Source organism: Pseudomonas sp. 6D_7.1_Bac1 (assembly GCF_025465945.1).
GTDB lineage: Bacteria > Pseudomonadota > Gammaproteobacteria > Pseudomonadales > Pseudomonadaceae > Aquipseudomonas.
Window position 1 is genome coordinate 13,090 of the sequence record NZ_JANLNW010000067.1, and the last position, 21,726, is coordinate 34,815.

Annotated in this window: 13 protein-coding genes; 3 read left to right on the forward strand and 10 right to left on the reverse strand. The window is 59.8% G+C overall.

The annotated features are described in order from the left end of the window. Nucleotides 1-59: 59 nt before the first annotated feature. Nucleotides 60-1,115 (forward strand): ABC transporter ATP-binding protein, encoded by a 1,056-nt coding sequence (locus NTD87_RS17635; RefSeq protein WP_262115317.1) that lies wholly within the window; start codon nt 60-62, stop codon nt 1,113-1,115. 120 nt (nt 1,116-1,235) lie between these two features. On the opposite strand, the gene NTD87_RS17640 is transcribed toward NTD87_RS17635, so the two are convergent. Further along, a complete protein-coding gene (locus tag NTD87_RS17640; RefSeq protein ID WP_262115318.1) occupies nt 1,236-2,165 on the reverse strand; it encodes an AraC family transcriptional regulator in 930 nt (309 codons plus the stop codon). A gap of 327 nt (nt 2,166-2,492) precedes the next feature. Between NTD87_RS17640 and NTD87_RS17645 the strand changes: the two genes are divergently transcribed. Next, on the forward strand, nt 2,493-2,858 hold the full coding sequence (locus tag NTD87_RS17645; protein ID WP_262115319.1) for a putative quinol monooxygenase: 366 nt from the start codon (nt 2,493-2,495) through the stop codon (nt 2,856-2,858). 9 nt (nt 2,859-2,867) lie between these two features. Beyond that, a complete protein-coding gene (locus NTD87_RS17650; RefSeq protein ID WP_262115320.1) occupies nt 2,868-3,131 on the forward strand; it encodes a hypothetical protein in 264 nt (87 codons plus the stop codon). Here NTD87_RS17650 and NTD87_RS17655 read toward each other — a convergent pair whose 3' ends face one another. From NTD87_RS17655 to NTD87_RS17695, 9 genes are all read right to left on the reverse strand, one after another. Beyond that, nucleotides 3,132-3,761 carry a flavin reductase family protein gene (locus NTD87_RS17655; protein ID WP_262115321.1) on the reverse strand — a complete coding sequence of 210 codons (630 nt, stop codon included), beginning with the start codon at nt 3,759-3,761 and terminating at the stop codon, nt 3,132-3,134. Between the two features lie 278 nt (nt 3,762-4,039). Continuing rightward, nucleotides 4,040-4,363, reverse strand: a complete 324-nt coding sequence (locus tag NTD87_RS17660; protein ID WP_262115323.1) for a hypothetical protein — start codon at nt 4,361-4,363, stop codon at nt 4,040-4,042. Between the two features lie 386 nt (nt 4,364-4,749). Further along, on the reverse strand, nt 4,750-6,069 hold the full coding sequence (locus tag NTD87_RS17665) for an MFS transporter (RefSeq protein WP_262115325.1): 1,320 nt from the start codon (nt 6,067-6,069) through the stop codon (nt 4,750-4,752). Between the two features lie 332 nt (nt 6,070-6,401). Next, nucleotides 6,402-7,727: a sigma-54-dependent transcriptional regulator gene (locus NTD87_RS17670; protein ID WP_262115326.1), complete on the reverse strand. Its 1,326-nt coding sequence runs from the start codon at nt 7,725-7,727 to the stop codon at nt 6,402-6,404. After that, nucleotides 7,721-9,487, reverse strand: coding sequence for an ATP-binding protein (locus NTD87_RS17675; RefSeq protein ID WP_262115327.1), 1,767 nt, complete (start codon nt 9,485-9,487; stop codon nt 7,721-7,723). Before NTD87_RS17675 ends, NTD87_RS17670 begins: the two co-directional genes overlap by 7 nt. A gap of 228 nt (nt 9,488-9,715) precedes the next feature. After that, entirely contained in the window at nt 9,716-12,514 is a 2,799-nt protein-coding gene (locus NTD87_RS17680) for an RHS repeat-associated core domain-containing protein (protein WP_262115328.1), read from the reverse strand. A gap of 44 nt (nt 12,515-12,558) precedes the next feature. After that, entirely contained in the window at nt 12,559-15,132 is a 2,574-nt protein-coding gene (locus tag NTD87_RS17685; protein ID WP_262115329.1) for an RHS repeat-associated core domain-containing protein, read from the reverse strand. 110 nt (nt 15,133-15,242) lie between these two features. Continuing rightward, a complete protein-coding gene (locus tag NTD87_RS17690; protein ID WP_262115330.1) occupies nt 15,243-19,772 on the reverse strand; it encodes a SpvB/TcaC N-terminal domain-containing protein in 4,530 nt (1,509 codons plus the stop codon). A gap of 228 nt (nt 19,773-20,000) precedes the next feature. Further along, complete coding sequence (locus tag NTD87_RS17695; protein WP_057960547.1) at nt 20,001-21,524, reverse strand: fumarate hydratase; 1,524 nt, start codon at nt 21,522-21,524, stop codon at nt 20,001-20,003. Nucleotides 21,525-21,726: the final 202 nt, after the last annotated feature.

Genomic DNA, 21,726 nt, shown 5'->3' on the forward strand with positions numbered 1-21,726 from the left:
CTTGCCTGATCATCGCTCGGCGACCTCCAGCCAGAACCTTTATTCTTGAGGTGAGCAACATGACTGGTCTGATTCTGGAAAACGTCGGGAAACGTTACGGCACGGCATGCGCGGTCAAGGACGTCAATCTGCACCTGCCTGAGGGCAAACTGGTGTGTTTTCTCGGCCCGTCGGGCTGTGGCAAAACCACCTTGCTGCGGATGATCGCAGGTCTGGAAACCCTGTCCGAAGGCGAGATTCGTCTGGACGGTGAAGACATCGGCAACACACCGGCGCACCTGCGCAATTTCGGCATGGTGTTTCAGTCGCTGGCGCTGTTCCCGCATATGACGGTTGGCGAGAACATTGCCTACCCGCTGAAACTGCGTGGTGTGAGCAAGGCCGATCAGCAGGCGCGGGTCACTGAACTGCTGCAAATGATTCAGCTGCAAGAGATGGTTGATCGTCCGGTGTCGAAACTCTCCGGAGGTCAGCGTCAACGCGTGGCGATTGCCCGGGCGATTGCCACGCACCCGAAAATCCTCCTGCTCGATGAACCGCTGTCGGCACTGGACGCCAAGCTGCGCGAGTCGATGCAAGTAGAGATTCGTCAGCTGCAGCAACGCCTGAACATCACCACCATCATGGTCACTCACGATCAGCGCGAAGCCATGACCATGGCCGATATCGTGGTGGTATTAGGCGAGAATCGGGTGCAGCAGGTCGGCACGCCGATCGAGATCTATCGCCATCCGGCCAACGAATTTGTCGCCGACTTTATTGGCACCGGGAACATTTTCCCGGCCACCGCATTGGGTGATGGCAAGGTCGGTTTGCCCGGCGGCGATGCTCTCCAGGTGCCGATTTGCAGCAGCATCGTGGTCGGCGAAAAGGTCAAGATGCTCGTGCGTCCCGAGGACTTGCAACTGTCGCACCCACAGGCGAGCGCAGGTAATCGGCTGCTGGGTAGAGTGACGTTCGTGCGGGATATCGGCGCAACCATCGAGACCACGGTCGAGTGCTCCGGCGTGACGCTGACAGCCTTGAGCACGCCGTGCCAGGGCATCGGCCTGAGCATCGGCAACCCGGTGTCGGTGACCATTCCGTCCGAAGCCTGCCGCGTGCTTGGCGTCTGACTTACTGGCCCTATCGCGAGCAGGCTCGCTCCCACACTGGATCGTATGTGAACACTTCAGATCAAATGTGGGAGCGAGCCTGCTCGCGATGGGTCCGGCACAGCCTGCCGAAAACTCTGATCAGACAGACATCCGCAATCGCGCCAGATCCCGCAACGGTGGCGCGCCAAACAGCCGGCTGTACTCGCGGCTGAACTGCGAGGGGCTTTCATAGCCCACGCGGTAACCCGCCGCCGAGGCGTCTATGCCTTCGGCGAGCATCAAGCGCCGCGCCTCTTGCAGGCGCAGTTGCTTCTGGTATTGCAGTGGACTCATGGCTGTCATCGCCTTGAAGCGATGGTGCAGGGTCGACACGCTCAGGTTCACTTCCTTGGCTAACTCATCAATGCGCAACGGCTGCTCGTAGTTGCCGTTGAGCCATTTGATCGCCTGACTGATGCGATGGCTCTGGCTGTTGGCGACGGCGATCTCATACAGCCGATGCCCCTGCTGGCTGCGCAACAAGCGATAGAGAATTTCCCGGCGAATCAGCGGTGCAAGCATGGCGATGTCTTTCGGGGTGTCGAGCAGGCGCGCCAGACGCAGTACCGCGTCGAGCATTGGCTGGTCGAGTCGCTCGACGTACAGACCGCGTCCGGTGGGGCGGGTCGGTACGCCAAGCGGTCCGGCGTCGGCAATCAATGCAGTGATTTCCGCCGGGTCGATGTCCAGGCGCAAGGCCAGGTTGGGATGCTCGCTCGAGATGTTGACCACGCGTCCACTGAGGGGCATCGAGACCGAAACCACCAGGTAATTGAGCGGGTCGTAGTTGAAGGACTCATCCGCCAGTCGAACTTCCTTGCGGCCCTGAGCCAGGATGCACAGCGCCGGTTGCGCCAATCCGGGCGAGAAGTCGTGTGGGGTGCTGTGGCGCGACAGAAACAGCGAGCCGATGGCGGTGGCGTAGGTGCCGTCCTCGGTGGTGTTGCGACGGATGATCGTGGCCAGTTCCGCGCGCTGTTTTTCCATGCCGGCGTCCAGCGGGGCGAGGGGGTGATCGAGCGGCGACATGCAGGGCATCCTCGGTGAGGTGTTTGCGATGGGCACAGCTTATGTTTGTGCAAGGCTTTGCGGTAGACAAATCCTGCGCAAAGCTTGCCTGATTCTGCACCCGGTTGGCGCCCGGCGAGGTCAGAACAGGCGAAACTTGCTTGAAACCCTTTCGTCATGTTCGCGACGTTGACACGACGGCGCTCGGAGGGAATCGAGCGACGTCGCAGGATTGTGCAATAAGCCGGCAGGAATCGACTAACGGGCCGTTCGCCAGGGACTTTATCGTTGACCCTGTCGCCACCTGTGCGCAGGTGGCTGATCGTTTACACCCTGGGAGAGTCGAACATGTCCATGCAGATCCCCGTCAGCCATATGGCTTTTGTCCGCGCCCGAGCGGGCCGCTCGCTGGAGTTGGGCGCGCGTTTGAGCAGCCTGATCGAACCGTCGCGCCAGGCTCCCGGCTGCCTGCACTTTGCCTTGCAACATTCCTTGTGCGATCCCGAACTGTGGCTGGTGTCCGGTTTCTGGGTCGACCAGCAGGCCATGACCGCCTACTTCGGCACTCCGGCCATGCAGATATTTGCCGAGCTGGTGCAGGAACTGGTGGTCAACCACCTGGATTTCCACACCTTCAGCGAAGTTTCGGCGGTTCAGGCTCGCGGCGAATATTCGCAGTTCAACACTGTACCGCTGCAGCAGTTGGCCAGCTGAGGGTTTAGAATGGCCGACTTTCCATTGGCCAGGATCCGCGACATGGCACGTAAAGAGTTTGCACAGTTCGAAGCCGTTTCCGCTGTAGTACCGGGTGAGGGAGGCTACAGTGCCGCCATCGCCGTCAAAGCCCTGGGTGGTTCAGGCGCCCCGCGCTTTCACAAAATCCTCGATGACCAGACATTCAAGACTGCCTTCGAAGCCGATCAGGCTGCCGAGCAGAAGCTTGAACAGTTGACCGACGTTGCTGAAGACGGCGAACTGGTCTGGTAGTTACCTGGTCGTGCCCGGGCGGAACATCTTGAACAAGGCCTCAGGCCCCAACTGGAAGTAATCCGCCGGACCGCCGCCGCGCAGAATCGGTTCTGCGGCGGCGGTGTCGTACACCCCATCCTTGAGCAGCCACTTGGCGATATGCACGGCGACCACTTCACCGAGGATCAGCCAGCTCGGCACCAGTTCCTTGTCCGCGCGTTGCAACTGAATGATCTGCGTGACTTTGCACTCGAAGGACACCGGGCTTTCGGCGACGCGCGGCACCTGAATGATTTTCGACGCCGCAGGTGTCAGCCCGGCCAGTTCGAATTCATTGACGTCAGCGGTGACCATCGCGCTGCTCTGGTTCATCTGCTCGGCCAGCGGGCGGGTGGCCAGGTTCCAGGCGAATTCGCCGGTCTGCTCGATGTTGTTCAGGCTGTCTTTGCGGCCGACGCTTGAGAACCCGATGATCGGCGGAATGTAGTTGAACGCATTGAAAAAACTGTATGGCGCCAGGTTCAGCCGGCCTTTGGCATCCTGCGAGGAAATCCAGCCGATGGGCCGCGGGCCGACGATGGCATTGAACGGGTCATGGGGCAGGCCGTGGCCCAGGGCGGGTTCGTAGTAGTGAATATCGTCGGGCATCGCGTGGGTTCCTGAATGCAAGGCTTGGAAGGTTGAAGGCCATAGTGCAAGGGCTGATGGCTTATTTCCAGTTGTCATGGGGCATCAAAACAATGAGATCCCCTGTGGGAGCGAGCCTGCTCGCGATGACGGCGGCACATCCAGCATCAGTTCGACTGGCAGACCGCTATCGCGAGCAGGCTCGCTCCCACAGAGGACGTGCTGGTCTCGGATATTTGTTATCCCCCCAGAAACAACTAAGCCCGGCCGAAGCCGGGCTGTGAAGTCTGTGCAAGGCGTTAACTGATAGCGGCGGCAGTACCGGTGCGGTCAAAACCATCGGCGGCGATAGCGCCAGCGGTACCGGTGTGGTCAAAGCCGTCGGCAGCGACTTTGGCCGAGCCGGTGCGATCGAAGCCGTCGGCAGCGACTTTGGCCGAGCCGGTGCGATCGAAGCCGTCGGCAGCGACTTTGGCCGAGCCGGTGCGATCAAAACCATCAGCCGCCACGGCAGAACCTTCAGCGGTGAAAGCGGCGGAACCGGTGCGGTCGTATCCGTCGGCAGCGAAGGTGTTGGCGGCCAGTACGGAGAGGGTCAGAGCGAGGATCAGTTGGGTTTTCATGATGTGTACTCCAGGTTGGTTTGCGGTTTGTGCGTTGGGTATGGTGCTCATACTACGCATGTAAATTTGATTAAAAAGCGCAAATAAACGCTTAAATCAATCTGATTTATCGATGCTTGTTCCGTCGCAGAATGTTTTCAGACGCTGCTTGGAAGCCTGCATTCTGTATACGTGCGAGACGTCGATATGGATTCAGATGGCAGCAGAATGTCGACTGGGCATTAACCGATCATTAATCGAACCGAGTCGAGGCCATCGCGAGCAGGCTCGCTCCCACATTAGATCGGCGTCAGACACATAACCTGTATCTGATGCGATCAGTGTGGGAGCGAGCCTGCTCGCGATGGGGCCATGGCAGTCACCGTTGCAGTGACTGCCAAACGCGGTCAGTCAGTCTCGATCCGCGAGTGTTTGCGGGTATCTTTCATGGTCACGTACACCAGCAACGACACTGCGATGCAGGCCGTGACATACCAGTAGTAACCGGTTTCCATGCCAATGCTCTTGAACCACAGGGCGATGTATTCAGCGGTACCGCCGAAGATCGATACGGTCAGCGCATACGGCAGGCCTACGCCCAGTGCGCGGATTTCAGTGGGGAACAGTTCGGCTTTGACCACCGCGTTGATCGAGGTGTAGCCGCTGACGATGATCAGCGCCGCCATGATCAGGAAGAACGCACCCCACCAGGTCTGGACAGTGTGCAGGGTCATGAGGATTGGCACGGTGAACACAGTCCCCAGAACGCCGAAGGCGATCAGGATCGGGCGGCGTCCGATTTTATCCGACAAGCCGCCAATGATCGGTTGCAGGCACATGAACAGAAACAGTGTGGCCGCCGAAATAGTGGTGGAGTCGGTGATGCTCATGCCGACCGTGTTCACCAGGTATTTCTGCATGTAGGTGGTGTAGGTGTAGAAGGCCAGGGTACCGCCCATGGTCAGGCCGACCACGGTCATCAGTTCCTTGGGATGACGCAGCAGCGTGCGCATCGCGCTTTCTTTGGACTTCTCTTTCTTGGTGAAGGACTCGGTTTCTTCCATCCCGCGACGCAGGTACAACGCTACGACCGCACACAAGGCGCCGATGGCAAACGGGATACGCCAGCCCCAGGCATACAGCTGCTCAGTGGTCAGTACTTGCTGCAGCACGATCAGTACCGCGAGGGCGATGAGCTGGCCGGAGATCAGGGTCACGTACTGGAAGCTGGAGAAGAAGCCGCGACGTTCCTTGGTCGCCATTTCGCTGAGGTAGGTGGCCGAGGTCCCGTATTCGCCGCCGACCGACAAGCCCTGTAGCAAGCGGGCGAACACCAGCAGGATCGGTGCGCCGATGCCGATGGTTTCATAACCCGGACTCAGGGCGATCAGCAGGGAGCCGAAGCACATCAGCAATACCGAGGCCATCAACGCGGCCTTGCGACCTTTGCGGTCGGCATACAGCCCCATCAGCCAGCCACCGATCGGGCGCATCAGGAAGCCCACGGCAAAAATGGCTGCGGTGTTCATCAACTGTGCGGTGGACGAGCCGGCAGGGAAAAAGGCCTTGGCGAAATACAGCGAGAAGGCGGCGTAGACGTACCAGTCGTACCACTCGACCATGTTGCCGACAGAGCCGCTGAAGATCGATTTGATGCGGCTGGCGGTGGTCTTTTCTTTGGCAGGCGAAGCTACCGACCCAAGAGGCAGGGCTTGTGAGTTATCCATGACGGATCCTTCATTTAATTGTTTTTGTGGAGCGCGCGTAAACGCAGCCTGCGTGGGCTATAGCAGGAGCTGTGCCAAGGGGGGAGAGGGGCGGTTTAGAGGGGGTGGCGGGAATGGGTGAGCGGAAATCCGCTTATTTGGAATGGGGTGTGAGCGAAAAACCGCTTATTCGGCTCATTAATTTGCGTTGTCTGTACCTGCTTCATCGCGAGCAGGCTCGCTCCCACAGTAGATTTTCGGTGTGCGCACTATTTGTGCTTCACACAGGAACAATGTGGGAGCGAGCCTGCTCGCGATGAGGCCAGAACAGACACCACAAAAAATCAGCTTTCTTACAGGAACATCTCTCGGCTCAAGCCATGGCGCTGCATCTTTTCATTGAAGGTCCGGCGCGGCAGTTGCAGTTCTTCCAGCACGGCTTTGATATCGCCTTTGTACCGGGTCAGCGCGGCCCGCAGGCAATGTGCTTCGAAGGCTTCCTGCTGGGCGGCGAGGGACTGGCCGGGTTCGATACCGACCGGTTCCGGTTCACCCAGGCCCAGCACTTGACGTTCCGCGACGTTCGCCAATTCGCGCACGTTGCCCGGCCAGTCGTGGCTCAGCAACCGACTTAGCTGCGGGCCACTGAGCGGTGGAAAGCTGCGTCCCAGCCGCTGCGCGGCGGCTTGTGCGAAATGCTCGAACAGCAACGGAATGTCCTCACGCCGTTCGCGCAACGGCGGCAAGCGCAGTTCCGCGACATTCAGCCGATACGCCAGGTCTTCGCGAAAACGCCCGGCGCGGGCTTCATCCAGCAGGTCGGGTTTGGTCGCGGCGATGATCCGCAGGTCCACGTGAATGCTCTGGTTGGAGCCCAGCCGTTCGAGCTTTTGCTCCTGCAATACCCGCAGCAATTTGACTTGTTGCGCCAGCGGCATGCTTTCGATTTCATCGAGGAACAAGGTACCGCCATCGGCGTATTCCAGTTTGCCAATGCGCTTGCCCTGAGCGCCGGTGAAGGCGCCGCTTTCATGACCGAACAACTCGGCTTCGAACAGTTGCTCGGGGATCGCCGCACAGTTCAACGCCACAAATGGCTTGTCGGCGCGCGGGCCAAAATCATGCAGGCAGCGGGCAACCAGCTCTTTGCCGCTGCCGGTTTCACCACGGATCAACACGTTCACCGGCAGCGCCGCGAGGTCCAGCACTTGCCGACGCAGGGTCTGCAAACCACGGGAGACACCGAGCAGGCTGGCGTCGAGTTTGCTGCGGTTGTCGGCCTGCTCGTGCAAGGCGCGGTTTTCCAGCACCAGCCGACGTTTATCCAACGCCCGACGCAGGCTATTGAGCAAGGTCTCGGGGCTGAAGGGCTTTTCGAGGAAGTCGTAGGCACCCTCGCGCATGGCTTCGACGGCCATCGGCACATCGCCGTGCCCGGTCAGCAGAATCACCGGCAAGTCGGCGTCCAGCTGTTGCAGCCGAGCCAGGAGTTCCAGGCCGGTCATGCCGGGCATCCGCACGTCGCTGAGGATCACCCCGGGAAAATTCGCCGGCAGTTGTGCCAGGCATTCATCGGCGCGGCTGAACAGTTTGACCTCGAACCCCGATAGGCTCAGCCACTGTTCGACGGCATCGCGAATACTGCGTTCGTCATCGACCACGATCACCGAGTTCAACATTGAATGTGTGCCTCCAGATCGATGGGCAAGGTGAGGGTGAAAACGGCGCCGTCGCCCTGGTTATCGGCACTCAGGCGGCCGCCGAGTTCATGCACGATGGCGAACGATACCGCCAGCCCAAGGCCCAGGCCATCACCCACCGGTTTGGTGGTGAAGAACGGGTCGAAGACATTCGGCAGGTCCTGCGGCGCAATACCGCCGCCGCTGTCGGCGACGCTCAGGCGCCACAACTGCTCATCGGCTTCAAGGCGGATTTCCAGGCGTTTGAGCGGTTTGTCACGCATGGCATCCAGGGCGTTGCGCAGCAGATTGATCAGCACCTGCTCCAGACGAATCGCATCGCCGCGAACCCAGGCCGGGCGAGTCAGGTGCAGCACGCAGTGGATAGGTTCGTCACGCAGGCGGGCGTCGAGCAACTGCAAGGATTGATCGACCACCGCTGCCAGGTCGAGACGCTCGCGCAAACCGCTGGGGCTTTTGCGGGCGAACGTCTTGAGGTGACCCGTGAGGGCTGCCATGCGCGTCAGCATTTCATCCAGCGGTTTCAGCGTTTTGTAAGCGTCGTCGACCCGGCCGTGATCGAGCAACAGGCGCAAGGTCGCCAGTTGCATGCGCTGGGCGGTGAGTGGCTGGTTGATTTCATGGGCCAGGGCTGCCGACATTTGCCCCAGTGCCGCGAGTTTGGCTGATTGCACCAGACCGTCCTGCGCGGTGCGCAGGTCGCGGGTGCGCTCGTCCACCAGTCGTTCGAGTTCTTCGCGGCTGCGTTGGCGCAACTTGGCCAGACGCCAGCGCTGACTCAAAAACAGCAGCAAAAACACCAGCGTCAGCCACACCCCGGCGGCCGCCAGCCCGGCGTTACGCAAATCTTCGAAGGCCACCTGCGGGCGCCGTAACAGATGAAGGGTCCAGCCTTCGGCGCTCAAGGGCAGCGATTCCCACAGGTAGTCGGCCGCACCGTCGGGGCCGTCGACGCGGGCCAGATAACTGTTCTGGTCAAAGTGCCGAATCGGCTGATGATCGAGCGGGGTCAGCGGTTGCTTGTCGTATTGGCGCGTGGTTTTAAGCTCGGCGCGATCGGTGTCCGACAGCGCGCCCAGCAGCCGATAACGCCACCCTGGTTGATTGGCGATGAACACAATGCCCCGCGCATCGCTGACCAGCAGGGTATCGCTGCCCTGACGCCATTCGCGTTCCAGCTCCGGAAATTCGAGTTTCACCACCATGGCGCCGAGAAACTCGCCGTTGTCAGCCGTCACCGCACTGGACAGGAAATAGCCGGGAATCCCGCTGGTCACGCCTATCGCGAAAAAACGCCCGGCGCCCTGGCTGCGGGTCTGGCTGAAGTAGGGGCGAAAGCCGTAATTGTGGCCAACGTAACTGCTGGGCAAGCGCCAGTTACTGGCGGCCACCGCAAGCCCCGTGTGATCGAGCAGTTCCAGAGTGGACGACTGCGCCGCGCCGTTGATCTTTTCCAGTTTGCGGTTTAGCGCGTCTTGTTGCTCCGGGCTCACCGGGCCATACAGCGCCGAACGCAGTTCCGGGTCCAGCGCGAGCACGGCGGGCAGGGCGCGGTAGCGTTCGATCAGGGTGTGCAGGGAATTGGCGTACAGCGCCAGTTGCTGATTGGCGCGGGCGGCGTCCTCCACCAGGGCCTGGCGTTCGGCGTGGCGCATGGCCAGGGAGGCGGCGAGCGCAGCACCGGCGAGGATCAGCAGGGTATACAACGACAAACGCAGGGTACGAGAGGTCGGCAGCATGCTGTGGCGAACGGATGGCAGGACGGGCGGGCACGATAACATGCAGATGCCTGGCTCCGCCCCCCGTTCGCGTAATCACCGACGGCTCGGGCAATGACGACTGAAAACAGGATCAGTTCTGCGAACAGTCGCATTGTCGACTGATCTCAGGCGAACGATTCGGAAGGGGGGCGTTCGAGGAGCCGCCTCGGTTTTGATCTGGGTGAGGGCGTGCGCCATTGGATTGACCTAGCCACTGTGGGTCCACCAGTTGTACAACCTGGAATGATGTCCCGATACCGGGTGAGCTTGCTGCCTTAAAAACCGATTATCCGTAGTGTTCATTTCCTCGTAGGCGGCAATTCCTCTAAGACCATGTGCGATGTCGGCAAGGGCGGCATGGGTTTGCTCACGCAAGGTTGCCAGGCTGATAGACGCCCCCCCCGTTACCGATGCATCGAGAGCATCAGTGCCCAACGCTTCGAACGCCTCTTCGTACCAGGCAGAACGTTCCTCGACAGCCTTTTGCCAATCGGTGTACATCGTCTTTATCTTGCCGATCTTGACTGGATCTAACCCGTTTTTGATGTCTTCGACTTCGATAGCCCGAGCAAACATATTGATCGCGCCGGGAATGATCGATAGCCACGAGCTCATGACTCTGTTCATCAAGAAGTCAGGGTTGAGCACTGAGTTGAGGAACGGATGTATCCGATCATCTTTAAAATCTTTCCAGGTTTTGATTTCTTTAACGGGCTCAGTGATACCCAACCCACGATCAATCTGTGCAACAGACATTTTCGAAGTTTGCGGTATTAGCGGGCCGAGCGTGACCCCGAGCCCGTCCGCGATCCCGTTTATTATCGGGTCTGCCATCGCGCCGGTCACATCCCCGGCGATGTTGCCGCCAATCAGCCCCCCAGCCCCTAAGTAGGGTACTCCAGGAACACTAGGAACGATGCTATCGATGAACCCGGCAGCTTGCGCTCCGGCCTCATAGCCCATGACTCCTTTGCCCACCTCGGCCGCCAGATTTGCCAGCAGGTTTCTTTTGAGGTGCTTCTGATGGATGATGTTGTGCAGTAGCGCGTTTGTCTGCTCGGCAAATCCGCCTACGACGGAAATGAACTCCGAAGAAAGCATGATCACGGCTTCCGATTTAGCCCCACCCACAGGATCCACATAGCGCAGCGGATTGTTCCCCACAAACGCAAACAGATTTGTCCCGTCCACTGCCCCCGCCGGATCGGCACTGATCCAGCGTTGTACCCACGGCGCGTAGTACCGCGCTCCGTAGTAATACAACCCGCTTTCATCCATCTCCTTGCCCGAATAGCGGATGAACTTATAAGCCACCTCGATGAGCGAGCGCGCCGCCATCCACGCGGTGGCGCCGTACGGGTAATAGCCTTCGTGGGTAATCATCTGCGCCTTTTGGTCCAGCTCCATCAGGCACGATCCCAGATGATCCTCCAGGGTGTAGCGCAGTTGATCCGGATCGATGCCTGAGGGCGGGAGTGCGGCCCAATGCAGGCAACGCACACTGCCGACCCCGGCAGCGAGGGTGATGACGTGCAGCTCCTCACCGTTGTCCCGGGTGCGGATCTCAAGGCCCGGCAGATAGCGGACCTCATGAGAATGGCTGTTTGAGGGTGCGTAGGTGTCGTGGCGCTTGTAGACCCGCGAGCCCTGGCTGTAGCGATAGTGCTCTTCGTCGTCGGGATCGCTGTCTCGATGCACCAGCGTTACAGAGGCCAACTGGTCGCGCGCGTCCCAGCACATGGGGTGGCCGGGTTGCAGGGCCAACTGATTGCCGTGGCGGTCGAACAGTTTGTCGAACTCCGGGTCGGGATAGTCAGGGGCCCAGCGCACGCCGCGGTTGCTGTTCGGGTCGATGAACATCTCGCGGGTATGACTGGCCCCCTCGCGCACATGGTTGAGCTTGATCAGGTTGCCGCCAGTATCGTAGGTATAAGTCTGGGTGTAGTTGCGTCGATCCTTGGGGTCGGTTGGTCCTGGCCGGCCCGGGTTGTCGGAAGGCGGGGCGTCGTCGTAGCCTGTGGCGCTGGTCAGTCGGTACAGCGAGTCATAGGTGAACGTACGGTGACCGTCGACTCGCTGGTTGGCGAAATGGCTCGGTGTAAAGGTCAGGTCATCGATGCGGGTCACGTTGCCCATGCGATCGTAAAAATACTCGAAATCCTGTAACGGCGGTTCCAGTTTTTTTTGCGCCTTCAAGCTGAATAAACGCCCATCGGCGGCATCGTAGGTCCAGGTGCTGAGTACGTCGTTGCCGGCGAGCTGGGTGATTATCTGGCCGGCGGCGTTGTACTGCGCGTCGTTGAGAACCGTCTGCCAGTTCTTGCCTTGCTCTATTTGCAGTTGTACCTGCTGGAGTTGGCCGGCAACGTTGTAGCGCAACTGTTGCCGATGATCACAGGCATCGGTCTGGCTTAGCACCGTGCCAAGGGCGCTGTAACGCCATACCGTGGTGCAGGCCAGCCCATCGGCAAAGGTGCGGGTTTCATTGAGCGGCTGACCGAGCAGGTTGAAACCGTTGATGCTCAGCGAGCCCGAGGGATCGATCTGCTCGAGTAACTGACCGCGTCGATTGTGCTTGGGGTCGGCAGAGACGTCGGCGTAGGTAAAGGTTTCGACGTTCGGTTGCGCGTTTTCCTCGACGGCTATCACGCGCAACTGATTGTCGTAGGTGGTTCGCCAGTGATTGGCGCGCTGATCCCAGTGCTGAAGGATTTCACCGGCGACCCCCGCCAGACTCAAGCGCCGACCGGAATCGACACTGTCGACCCTGAGCGCTTCACCCGACAGCCGATAGACAGTAGCCAGGTTAGGTCTGGGGGCATTGCCGAACAGTCGCGGGTCCCATTGCTCTATCTGTCTCCCAATAGTGTCATGGCGTTGCCGGGTGATCAGTGTTTCCAGTGCCCCACCGGCGACCTTGCGCAGATAAGCCACCTGACGGATTGGCAAGCCGCGAGGGTCGTTGGCCTTCAGCTCGGGTGTACGGCAATGAATGTTCTGATTCATTCGATAGGCTCACTAACAGGGACGCTACGGCCGCGCTGCCTGGCTTATGCAACTGATCCGTCAACTTTTTTATGGTTTTGCGGCAACCTTGTTCTGGGTTGGGGGATTGGCGGCAGGCTCGTGCTGGCGGCGACCTCCTGCTCAAGTTGTGTCAGTCGCTCTGTCACGCCCTCTGCTTCACTGGCGGCATCGACAGCTGTTTGCGCAAGCGTCAACACCTTATCGATTGCTTCAAAAGGGTCGATTCCGGTATTGAGCAATTGCATGACCTCGCGCTGTTTGTCGGAAGCAAGTGCTTCCAGTTGCGTATAGAACATCTCCTGAATACGCTCGGGATAGGCATTGATACTGTCAGTGAAATTCTTGATTTTGTTGAGCAGTTCGCTACCCCCGTTTACAGCGCTTTGCAGCCCGTCTGAAACTTGGTTTGCGATGTCCGAACCTGTTTGCACTACATTTTTGAGTTCTTCTGTATGAAGTACTTCTGCCAGCTTCAGACCCTTCTTGAAAAAGTAATACCTTAGTGCCGGCATGGCTATGGCGCCGACGACCAAACCGACACCCGCCCCAATAGCAGAACCGATACCAGGCACGACAGAGCCTATTGCGGCACCTGCTGCAGCACCTTCAGCCATGCCTTTAACAACTGACTTGATACCGTGTCTGGATTTAATGAATTTTCCAAATGTCATGCTTTCTCGAACTTGAGCAATATCCGCTCCTTCGGGAACCAGGGCATCAAATTTGGTTGCAAGGTTATGCATCTGATCCACCGCATTTTTAGCGGTGTCTAACATGCCGATCGAGTGGCGCAATATGTCAAATACGACCTTTATCTCTCCCTCTTTGTCGATATATCGAACCGGGTTATTACCCACCATCGCATACAGATTCAGCCCATCCACATCCCCGCCGGGATCGGCACTGACCCAGCGTTGTAACCACGGTGCGTAATAGCGCTGCCCATAGTAATAAAGCCCGCTGACATCCATTTCCTTGCCTGAATACCGAGTGGTCTTGTAATCAGCCTCCACCGCCGAGCGCGCCGCCCACCAGCAGGTGCGGCCGAAGGGGGCATACAACTCGTGGCTGATCACCGCGCCGTCGCGGTCCAGTTCAAGGGTGCTGGAGCCCAGGTGGTCGTCGAGGCTGTAGCGCAACTGGTTATCGTCGATGCCATTGGGCTTGCCCTTGACCCAGTGCAGGCAGCGCGCACTGCCGGGCAGGGTGATGACGTGCAATTCTTCGCTGTCGTCGAGGGTGCGGATTTCCAGTCCCGGCAAGTAGCGCACGTCGCGGTTGTGGCTGACGGACCTGGTCTGTGTGATCAGCCGTTTGTGCACGCGCACGCCCTGGCTGTAAGCGTAGGTTTCCTCATCGTTAACCCCCGTTTCCCGCTCGATCAGGCTGGCGCTGCTCAGCTGGTCGCGGTGATTCCAGCGCAGCGGTTGATCGGCTTGCCGCATCTGCTGATTGCCGTGGGCATCGAAGCCTTCCTCGAACACCGGCTCGGGGTCGCCTTCCTGCCAGCTGAGGCCGCGATTGCTGTTGGGGTCGATGCGCAGGTGATGGGTGTAGCAATTGCCTTCACGCTGGTGACAAAGCCACGTCAGGTTGCCACCCAGGTCGTAGTCGTACTGCTCGGTGTAGTTGAGGAGACGGCCCGTATCGATAGGCGTGACCAATTCGGGCAATCCCGGCCGGAGGGTGGCGCCGGCTACTTCAAAACCACTGGCGCTGGTCTGCCGGTACAGCGAGTCATAGGCAAAGTCTCGGTCGCCATCCACGCGCTGGTTGGCAAAAAACACAGGCTTGAAGAGGTGGTCCTCGATACACAGAATGTTGCCCATGCGGTCATAGTGATAACTGAGGTTTTGCAACAGCGGTTGTCCTGGGAGTCCGGCCCTCTGGTTCGTCAGGCGACCGTCGGCCGGGTCGTAGGTCCAGCGGCTGACAACGCCGTTGCCAGCGGTTTGCGTTTCAATCTGCGCGAACGCGTTGTAGGTCAAACCCTGCAACACCGGTTGCAGTGAGTCGTCACCCTTGAGCTGGAGAAAGCTCTGCTTGAGCTGCCCGGCAAGGTCGAACCGTGCGTGCTGCCGATGGCCGGCAGCGTCGGTCTGGGTCAGCAGCGCACCGTTGGCGCTGTAGCGCCACGAGGTCGTAGCGATCAGGCCGTCGAGAAACGTCCGGGTTTCGCCCAACGGCGTACCCAGCAGGCTGAAACCTGCGAAGTCGAGCCTGCCCGCCGGATCCTGTTGAGCGATTTTCTGACCGCGCAGATTGTGGCCGGGATCCGCCGAATGGTCGGCGTAGGTGATGCGTTCGACGGTGGTCTGCGGCTGCCCTCGCGGCTGTTCGTGCAGGGCGACCACGCGCAACTGGTCGTCGTAATCGGTTTGCCAATGACAACCGCGGCCGTCCCAGCGTTGCAGCGCTTGTCCGGCAACCCCGACCAGGTGCAAACGCCAACCGGCATCAACGCTGTCGACCCGCAACGCTGTACCGGAAAGCCCATGGACGGTGGAAATGTTGGGTTTTGGGGCGCTGCCGAACAGCCGCGGGTCCCATTGCGCAATCAGGCGTCCGATGGGGTCATGGATTTGCCGGGTGACCAATGCCTGGGCTGGCGTATCGACTTGCTTGCGCAGGTATTCGACGTGCCGAACGGGCAAACCACGGCCGTCGTTGACCTTCAGGGTCGGTGTGTTGCGATGCACCGGAAGGTTCATGGCGTGTTCCGGCCCTGGCGCCTATCCGGTTCGGGTTCATAGGTGTCGTTGAAGTCCTCACGGGTCTGACACCAAGGGTGGTAGGTCTCGCGTGATTCATAGCCTTTGGCACTGATGACTTTGACCGGCCGGCCCAACGGGTCATAAAACTGCTGGTCGTGATAGCCGAACCGGCGAAACGATGCATCATTGATGTAGCGCCAGGCGCTGGCAAAGTAGGGGCGGTAGACCCGCACGGCCAAGCCCTTGTTGTTGTATTCCACCCGTTCGCTGACGCGCCAGCGCGGGTCGGCGTGACGCTCCAATGGTTCGCCGGTTTGCGGGTCAAGTTCCAGTTCGCCTTGCGCATTGACAACCCAGGCCATCCCCGGCTCAACCAACTGCTTGGTTTGCAAGGTCCGGCCAAAGCCATCGACGCAGGTCAGTAGCATCTGAATTTGCTGACCCGTGTCGGCGTCCGGGTAGTCGTCGGCGGTCAGCACCAGACTGTGTACGGGCTCACGTGGCGTGCTACGGATCAGCTCCAGCAGTGCCTGTTCGGCCGCTGTTCGGGCCTTGAGCCTGGCAAGACGCGAGCGAGCACTGGCGCGAATGTGCAGGGACGGCAGAATGTAACCCTGCGCGATCCACTGGGCTAACCGATCGGGGGGCTGGCGCGCCGTATCGGGTAGCGTGCCCATCCAGCTGAGCAAGTCCTTGCGCAATACGCTGGCTGCTCTTTGCAGGGCGGCGATTGGATTCCGGATCGCTTCGCCAGGGCTGGCGTCTTCGGGGCGTTGGTGTTTATCGAGGGGGTCGAAACCTATGTCCGCGCCGTTTTCAGTGCCAAAGAAACTGATTGCCAGCGGTTGTCCGGAAGGTTCGTAGAGGGCCTCCTGTACATTCTCATTGGCATCGATGACACGTTTGGGTTGGAGTGCGTGGTAATCGTATTCGGCGCGGGTGGTGCAGCCATCCGGCAACTTAACGGTCTCGGTCAGCACGTGATAGGCGTCGTAGCTGATCGTGGTCACCCCATGACTCTCGGTCGCATTGAATTGCACTAGCTTGTAGAAACCGCTGAGGTCGGCGTAACGGGAAAAACCGTTCAGTGCCGACCACAGGTTTTCCTGCGCGTCCTCTTCTTCGTCATCGTCGAGAAACAGCTTCATGGGCAGGAAGCCGATTTTCTTCAGTTCCGCCCTGATGTCGAACGGTGGGGGCAAGGTGTCGTAGGCCGTCAACGCCGTTTCGTCCAGCGCCGCCAGATCCAGCGGGCCAGCCAACGCCCGGATGTGGGCGCTGCCGTCGGGCAACTGGTTGCCGTCGGCAGACAAATAGCTCTGTCGCGACAACTGGCTCAACAGCCGCAACGCTTTCCATTCATCCCACGTGTGGGATGGGCTCAGGTATTCATACGACACTTCTTCGGGCTTGAGCCCGGTAGGCAGCGATCCTTTGGGCAGCTCCAACACATTGAGGCGCTGGCGCCACGGCAGGCCGAGCCGCCAGCCTTGCAGCTCGTCGAGGTGAATGAACTCGGCGCGCGATTCGCTCAAGTAATAACGCTGTTGCGCTTCATCATGGGCATCCCGCCACCATTGAGCCTCATCGGGATCGGTAAAGGGTGGCTCGTCCCGTTCGTTTTTGCGCCGTGCATAGCTGACGGTCAACGCTCGAACAGGCGTGCCGAAACGGTCCCATTGCAGGGTGATTTCATTACGGCACAGCGGATCATCGGCGTGGCGTTCGTACTGGTAGCTGATCTTTTCGACCAGCAACGGCAGGACAATCGCATGAGGATGGTGCGGGGCCATGGGCCGCAGTTCACGCACCAGATAACGCGACTGCTCCACCGAATAGGGAACTCTGGTCTTGAGGTCATCCTGCGCGGCGAAGACTTCCACCCGCAGCACCGAGCCGCTCAGGCTTCGGGCGATTTCATGCAGTGTGTCCTCGTCGGTGGGGTTGATGAGTTCATCGATGCCGTCCTTCTCGTGGAAGTGACTGATCAGCGTCTTACCCAACGGATGGGCGTCGTTGTCGCCATCGAAATATCCCTCGCGAGGCAGGTCCACCTGGCGTCCGGTATGGAACCAGGTACGGGTCAATAGCGGTGCGGTAAAACCGGTTTCACCTTCCTCCGGGCTGGTTTCGCTGTCGGTCTGGTGCAGCAGGCCAAAGCCACGAAACTCGCGGTCGCGGCTGTCGTAAAAGCCGTTGAAATAGTGGAAGAACTGCTTCAGGCAGTTGCCGGTAATCTCGTCGAGCTGGCTCTGCTGGCTGACCACCTGTACCGGAAACGGCAGGTAGCAGGGCAGTGGGTTATTGGCATCCGGCCATTGCTGTTTTTCATCCAGCCACTCTTGCGCAGAGCTGCGGTAGCGCACGGTGCCGGAGCAGCCCATGTTGTTGTTGGTCGCCACCAATGCGTAAGGGCGAACGCCGACAAAATCGTAACGCCAGTGCCGTGGCGACGGGTGCGGTACCGTGAGGATCAAACTGGCGCAGCCGAGCCCTTGCAGGTCAGCGAAGTTGACCTGGCTCAGGGTGTCGTAGCGCACCCCCTCGGGCCAGGTCACGAGAATCGGCGTTTGTTCGAGCCGATTGCCGCCGCGATTGAGGTAGATATCGAAGTGATCCGAATGCAGATAAATCAGCGCCGGGGCGCCGGAACCATCGAGGTCGGCGATTCGCACCCGCGCCGCATCGAACTGCCCATACTCGAAGGGCAGGGCGCCCATGACGAAGCCTTTGCCGAAACGTCCATGACCCAGGTTCGGCCAGCATTTGATTTCGTCGTGTCGAATGCGGCACAGGTCCGGCAGGTCGCTGCCGAGCATATGACCCAGAAACACCAGTTCGCTACGCGAGTTGCTGAACAACGGCAGGCTGTCGTCGTCAGGCTCGTGGGGCACGTCCTGCCCGGGCGCAAAGCCGTCTTCGCGAAGGTTGGCGTAAAGACGCACGCTTTTGGGGCCAATCAACGCCAGTGAACTGAGGCCGTTTCCCGTCAGGTCGCCGAACTGCGCCAGCGCGTTGAAAAACTCCAAGGGGAAAGCGCTGAAGGTGCTGAACGGCGACCAGCTACGGTCAGGGTTGAGCGCATAGAAACCACTGAAGGCCGGTTGCGCAAAAATCCAGTCGAAACGGCCATCACCGGTCAGGTCGCTGAGGGATTGCTTTACCGGTTTACTGCTATCGGCGACCGGAATGGTCGGCAATGCCTGCCACGGGCCGTAAGTTATTTCATCGGGGTGGTTCAGCCCGCGCAGCGGTTCGCGGTAGTACCAGCTCTGGTCGTACTGGCAGAGGAAACCCGGTACACCCTCGCCATATAGGTCGATGCACTGATGGTGTTGCCCGTCCTGGATGCCGGGCATATGTTCGAAGGGGAAGAACGGCGTGGATTGGGTGTTGACCTCGAACGGTGAGTAATCGAACTCCATCGGCGGCATGTGCTCTGTCGCGCCGCTGGCGTCGTAGGCTTGGTAGTGCGCGGCGCACAACTGGCTGTAGAACAGCGGTTGCGGTTGATACTCCAGCAACAGGCGTTTGACCAGCGCGGGATTTGGCCCCAGTTCATCGGGGAAGTGGTGAAACATCAAAACCTGCTGGCACAGGCGTCGGGTGCTCAATTCGAAGCCGTAACCGTAGGAGAAGAAGGGGTCGCGGCGAGTCAGCCACTCACCGATGTCGTCGTCGGGTTGTGGAAACGGTTCTCCATAGACGGGTTTTTTGTCCCACTCCACCGTGCGTTCGCCGTAGTCGAACACCAGATGAAAGTGCCAATCCAGCGCGTCCGGGTTGTCCACGGTCCACGCATAAAGATGCTCGCTAGCGCTGAAATTGCCGTAACACACACGCCGCAGATAGCGCTGGGCCCGGTAATCGTGGGGTTGATCATCGAGCGGGTCTTCGGCTTTGTACTCGAAGACGATGTGTTCGCCATGAGCGTTCATGCTTTCGAGCAGCAGCCAGACACCGACTCGCTGTTCATCCTGCGGATCGGCGCGTCGCGAAGCCTCGGATTTGCCGTAAATATGCAAACTGCCATCGGCCCTGTGCACCAGCCAGAAGGGTGGTTGTCCATTGGCGGGTTGCCAGAGCTCGATCAGATCGAAGGCGCCTTCGACCCGAGGCCAGTAACGGACCACCGCGTGCTCGCCGACAGGTTTGCCATTGTAGTGATCTTCGGGGCGGGACTGGATGTGCCCCTCCTTATCGCGCTCGGGCATCCACTTGTCACCGCTGGGGCCGACGATAACGTCGTCTTCGAAGTAGCGCGGAACACCTTTGCTGGTCTGGCGAGTGATGGCGTTGATGGTCAATTGCCAACCGAGGCCGAACGGGCCGTTGCCCGCCTGACTGTCGTAACTCAACCCCAGCGCAGGATCAAAACCGCGTCCCGACGAGATCGGTAGCGGCAGCTCAAAGGAAGCCTTGCCGCTGGTGCCAATGGCGCCCCAGCTTTTGCCGATGGTGGTGATCGCGGCACTCTTGGCAATGGACGGCGGGGTGAGGCTTTGGGAGGTTTGATCTTCCACGGTCTGATCCTGTTCCAGCCTGGCGAGCGGAGTACTCACGCTACCAAGTTGGGCCGGTGCCGTAACCTGTCAGACTTGACAGGTTGGAAGGGTTTTCCTAGAACAAATAAGCGTATAGGTTGAATTTTTTATCGCCATCCGTGCGTATTGCCTCAGACGGACGACAGGCGAAAAAAAGCCGCACTGTTTTTGCAAACAGTGCGGCTTTCTTTACCAACGGTGAAAGGCTTACTGCACTTCTACCGCCAGGCTTTCACTGATCTTCTTCTGCCAGATGGCAGGTCCGGTGATGTGCACCGACTCGCCCTTGCTGTCGACCGCAACGGTCACGGGCATGTCTTTGACGTCGAACTCGTAGATCGCTTCCATGCCCAGTTCGGCGAACGCCACAACGCGGGACTTCTTGATCGCTTGCGCCACCAGATAAGCCGCGCCGCCCACTGCCATCAGGTAAACCGCCTTGTGGTCCTTGATCGCTTCGATCGCGGTCGGGCCGCGTTCGGATTTGCCGATCATGCCCAGCAGGCCGGTTTGCTCGAGGATCTGGCGAGTGAACTTGTCCATCCGCGTCGCAGTAGTCGGACCGGCAGGGCCAACCACTTCTTCGCGCACCGGATCGACCGGGCCGACGTAGTAGATGAACCGACCCTTGAGGTCCACCGGCAGGGTTTCACCCTTGTTCAGCATCTCGACCATGCGCTTGTGCGCGGCGTCGCGACCGGTGAGCATCTTGCCGTTGAGCAGGACGGTTTCGCCCGGCTTCCAGCTCTGCACGTCTTCCGGCGTCAGGGTGTCGAGGTTGACGCGGCGAGCCGACGGGCCGGCTTCCCAGACGATTTCCGGGTAGGCGTCCAGCGGTGGCGCTTCCAGCGACGCCGGGCCGCTGCCGTCGAGCACGAAGTGCGCGTGACGGGTGGCGGCGCAGTTAGGGATCATGCACACCGGCAACGAAGCGGCGTGGGTCGGGTAATCCATGATCTTCACGTCGAGCACGGTGGTCAGGCCACCCAGGCCCTGGGCGCCGATGCCCAGTTGGTTGACCTTCTCGAACAGCTCCAGACGCATCTCTTCGATACGGTTGGACGGGCCGCGCTTTTTCAGCTCGTGAATGTCGATGGATTCCATCAACACTTCCTTGGCCATCACCGCAGCTTTTTCGGCGGTGCCGCCAATACCGATGCCGAGCATGCCCGGTGGGCACCAGCCAGCGCCCATGGTCGGAACAGTCTTGAGCACCCAGTCAACGATCGAGTCGGACGGGTTGAGCATGGCCATTTTCGACTTGTTCTCGGAACCGCCGCCCTTGGCTGCCACGTCGACTTCCACGGTGTTACCCGGAACGATCGAATAGTGGATCACGGCCGGGGTGTTGTCCTTGGTGTTCTTGCGAGCACCCGCCGGGTCGGCGAGGATCGAAGCGCGCAGGACGTTTTCCGGCAGGTTGTAGGCGCGACGTACGCCTTCGTTGATCATGTCGTCCAGGCCCATGGTCGCGCCATCCCAGCGCACGTCCATGCCCACGCGGACAAACACGGTGACGATGCCGGTGTCCTGGCAGATCGGACGGTGGCCGGTGGCGCACATGCGCGAGTTGATCAGGATCTGCGCCATCGAGTCGCGGGCTGCCGGCGACTCTTCACGCAGGTAGGCCTCGTGCATCGCCTGGATGAAATCCACGGGGTGGTAGTAGGAAATGAACTGCAGGGCGTCGGCAACGCTCTGAATCAGGTCGTCTTGCTTGATCACGGTCATGAGTCGCGCTCCTCTAAAAGACGGGAACATTCAATAAGGTGCTTGCAGTTGGGGTGTATCGGTCGTCTGCAAACACCTTTCAAGGCACGCCGGGGTTGCTGGCGCGACGCTAAAAAGGCGCGGCAGTATAACGCGCCTCGAAGCCGGGCACACCCGCCGGCAGTCAAACCAAAGTCGCATAGGGTCAAGCATGTTCCTCTAT

Coding starts and splice junctions, on each gene's coding strand:
- NTD87_RS17695 (WP_057960547.1), bottom strand. CDS start 21,524: ATGACCGTGATCAAGCAAGACGACCTGATTCAGAGCGTTGCCGACGCC.
- NTD87_RS17635 (WP_262115317.1), top strand. CDS start 60: ATGACTGGTCTGATTCTGGAAAACGTCGGGAAACGTTACGGCACGGCA.
- NTD87_RS17645 (WP_262115319.1), top strand. CDS start 2,493: ATGTCCATGCAGATCCCCGTCAGCCATATGGCTTTTGTCCGCGCCCGA.
- NTD87_RS17660 (WP_262115323.1), bottom strand. CDS start 4,363: ATGAAAACCCAACTGATCCTCGCTCTGACCCTCTCCGTACTGGCCGCC.
- NTD87_RS17670 (WP_262115326.1), bottom strand. CDS start 7,727: ATGTTGAACTCGGTGATCGTGGTCGATGACGAACGCAGTATTCGCGAT.
- NTD87_RS17640 (WP_262115318.1), bottom strand. CDS start 2,165: ATGTCGCCGCTCGATCACCCCCTCGCCCCGCTGGACGCCGGCATGGAA.
- NTD87_RS17665 (WP_262115325.1), bottom strand. CDS start 6,069: ATGGATAACTCACAAGCCCTGCCTCTTGGGTCGGTAGCTTCGCCTGCC.
- NTD87_RS17675 (WP_262115327.1), bottom strand. CDS start 9,487: ATGCTGCCGACCTCTCGTACCCTGCGTTTGTCGTTGTATACCCTGCTG.
- NTD87_RS17680 (WP_262115328.1), bottom strand. CDS start 12,514: ATGAATCAGAACATTCATTGCCGTACACCCGAGCTGAAGGCCAACGAC.
- NTD87_RS17655 (WP_262115321.1), bottom strand. CDS start 3,761: ATGCCCGACGATATTCACTACTACGAACCCGCCCTGGGCCACGGCCTG.
- NTD87_RS17650 (WP_262115320.1), top strand. CDS start 2,868: ATGGCCGACTTTCCATTGGCCAGGATCCGCGACATGGCACGTAAAGAG.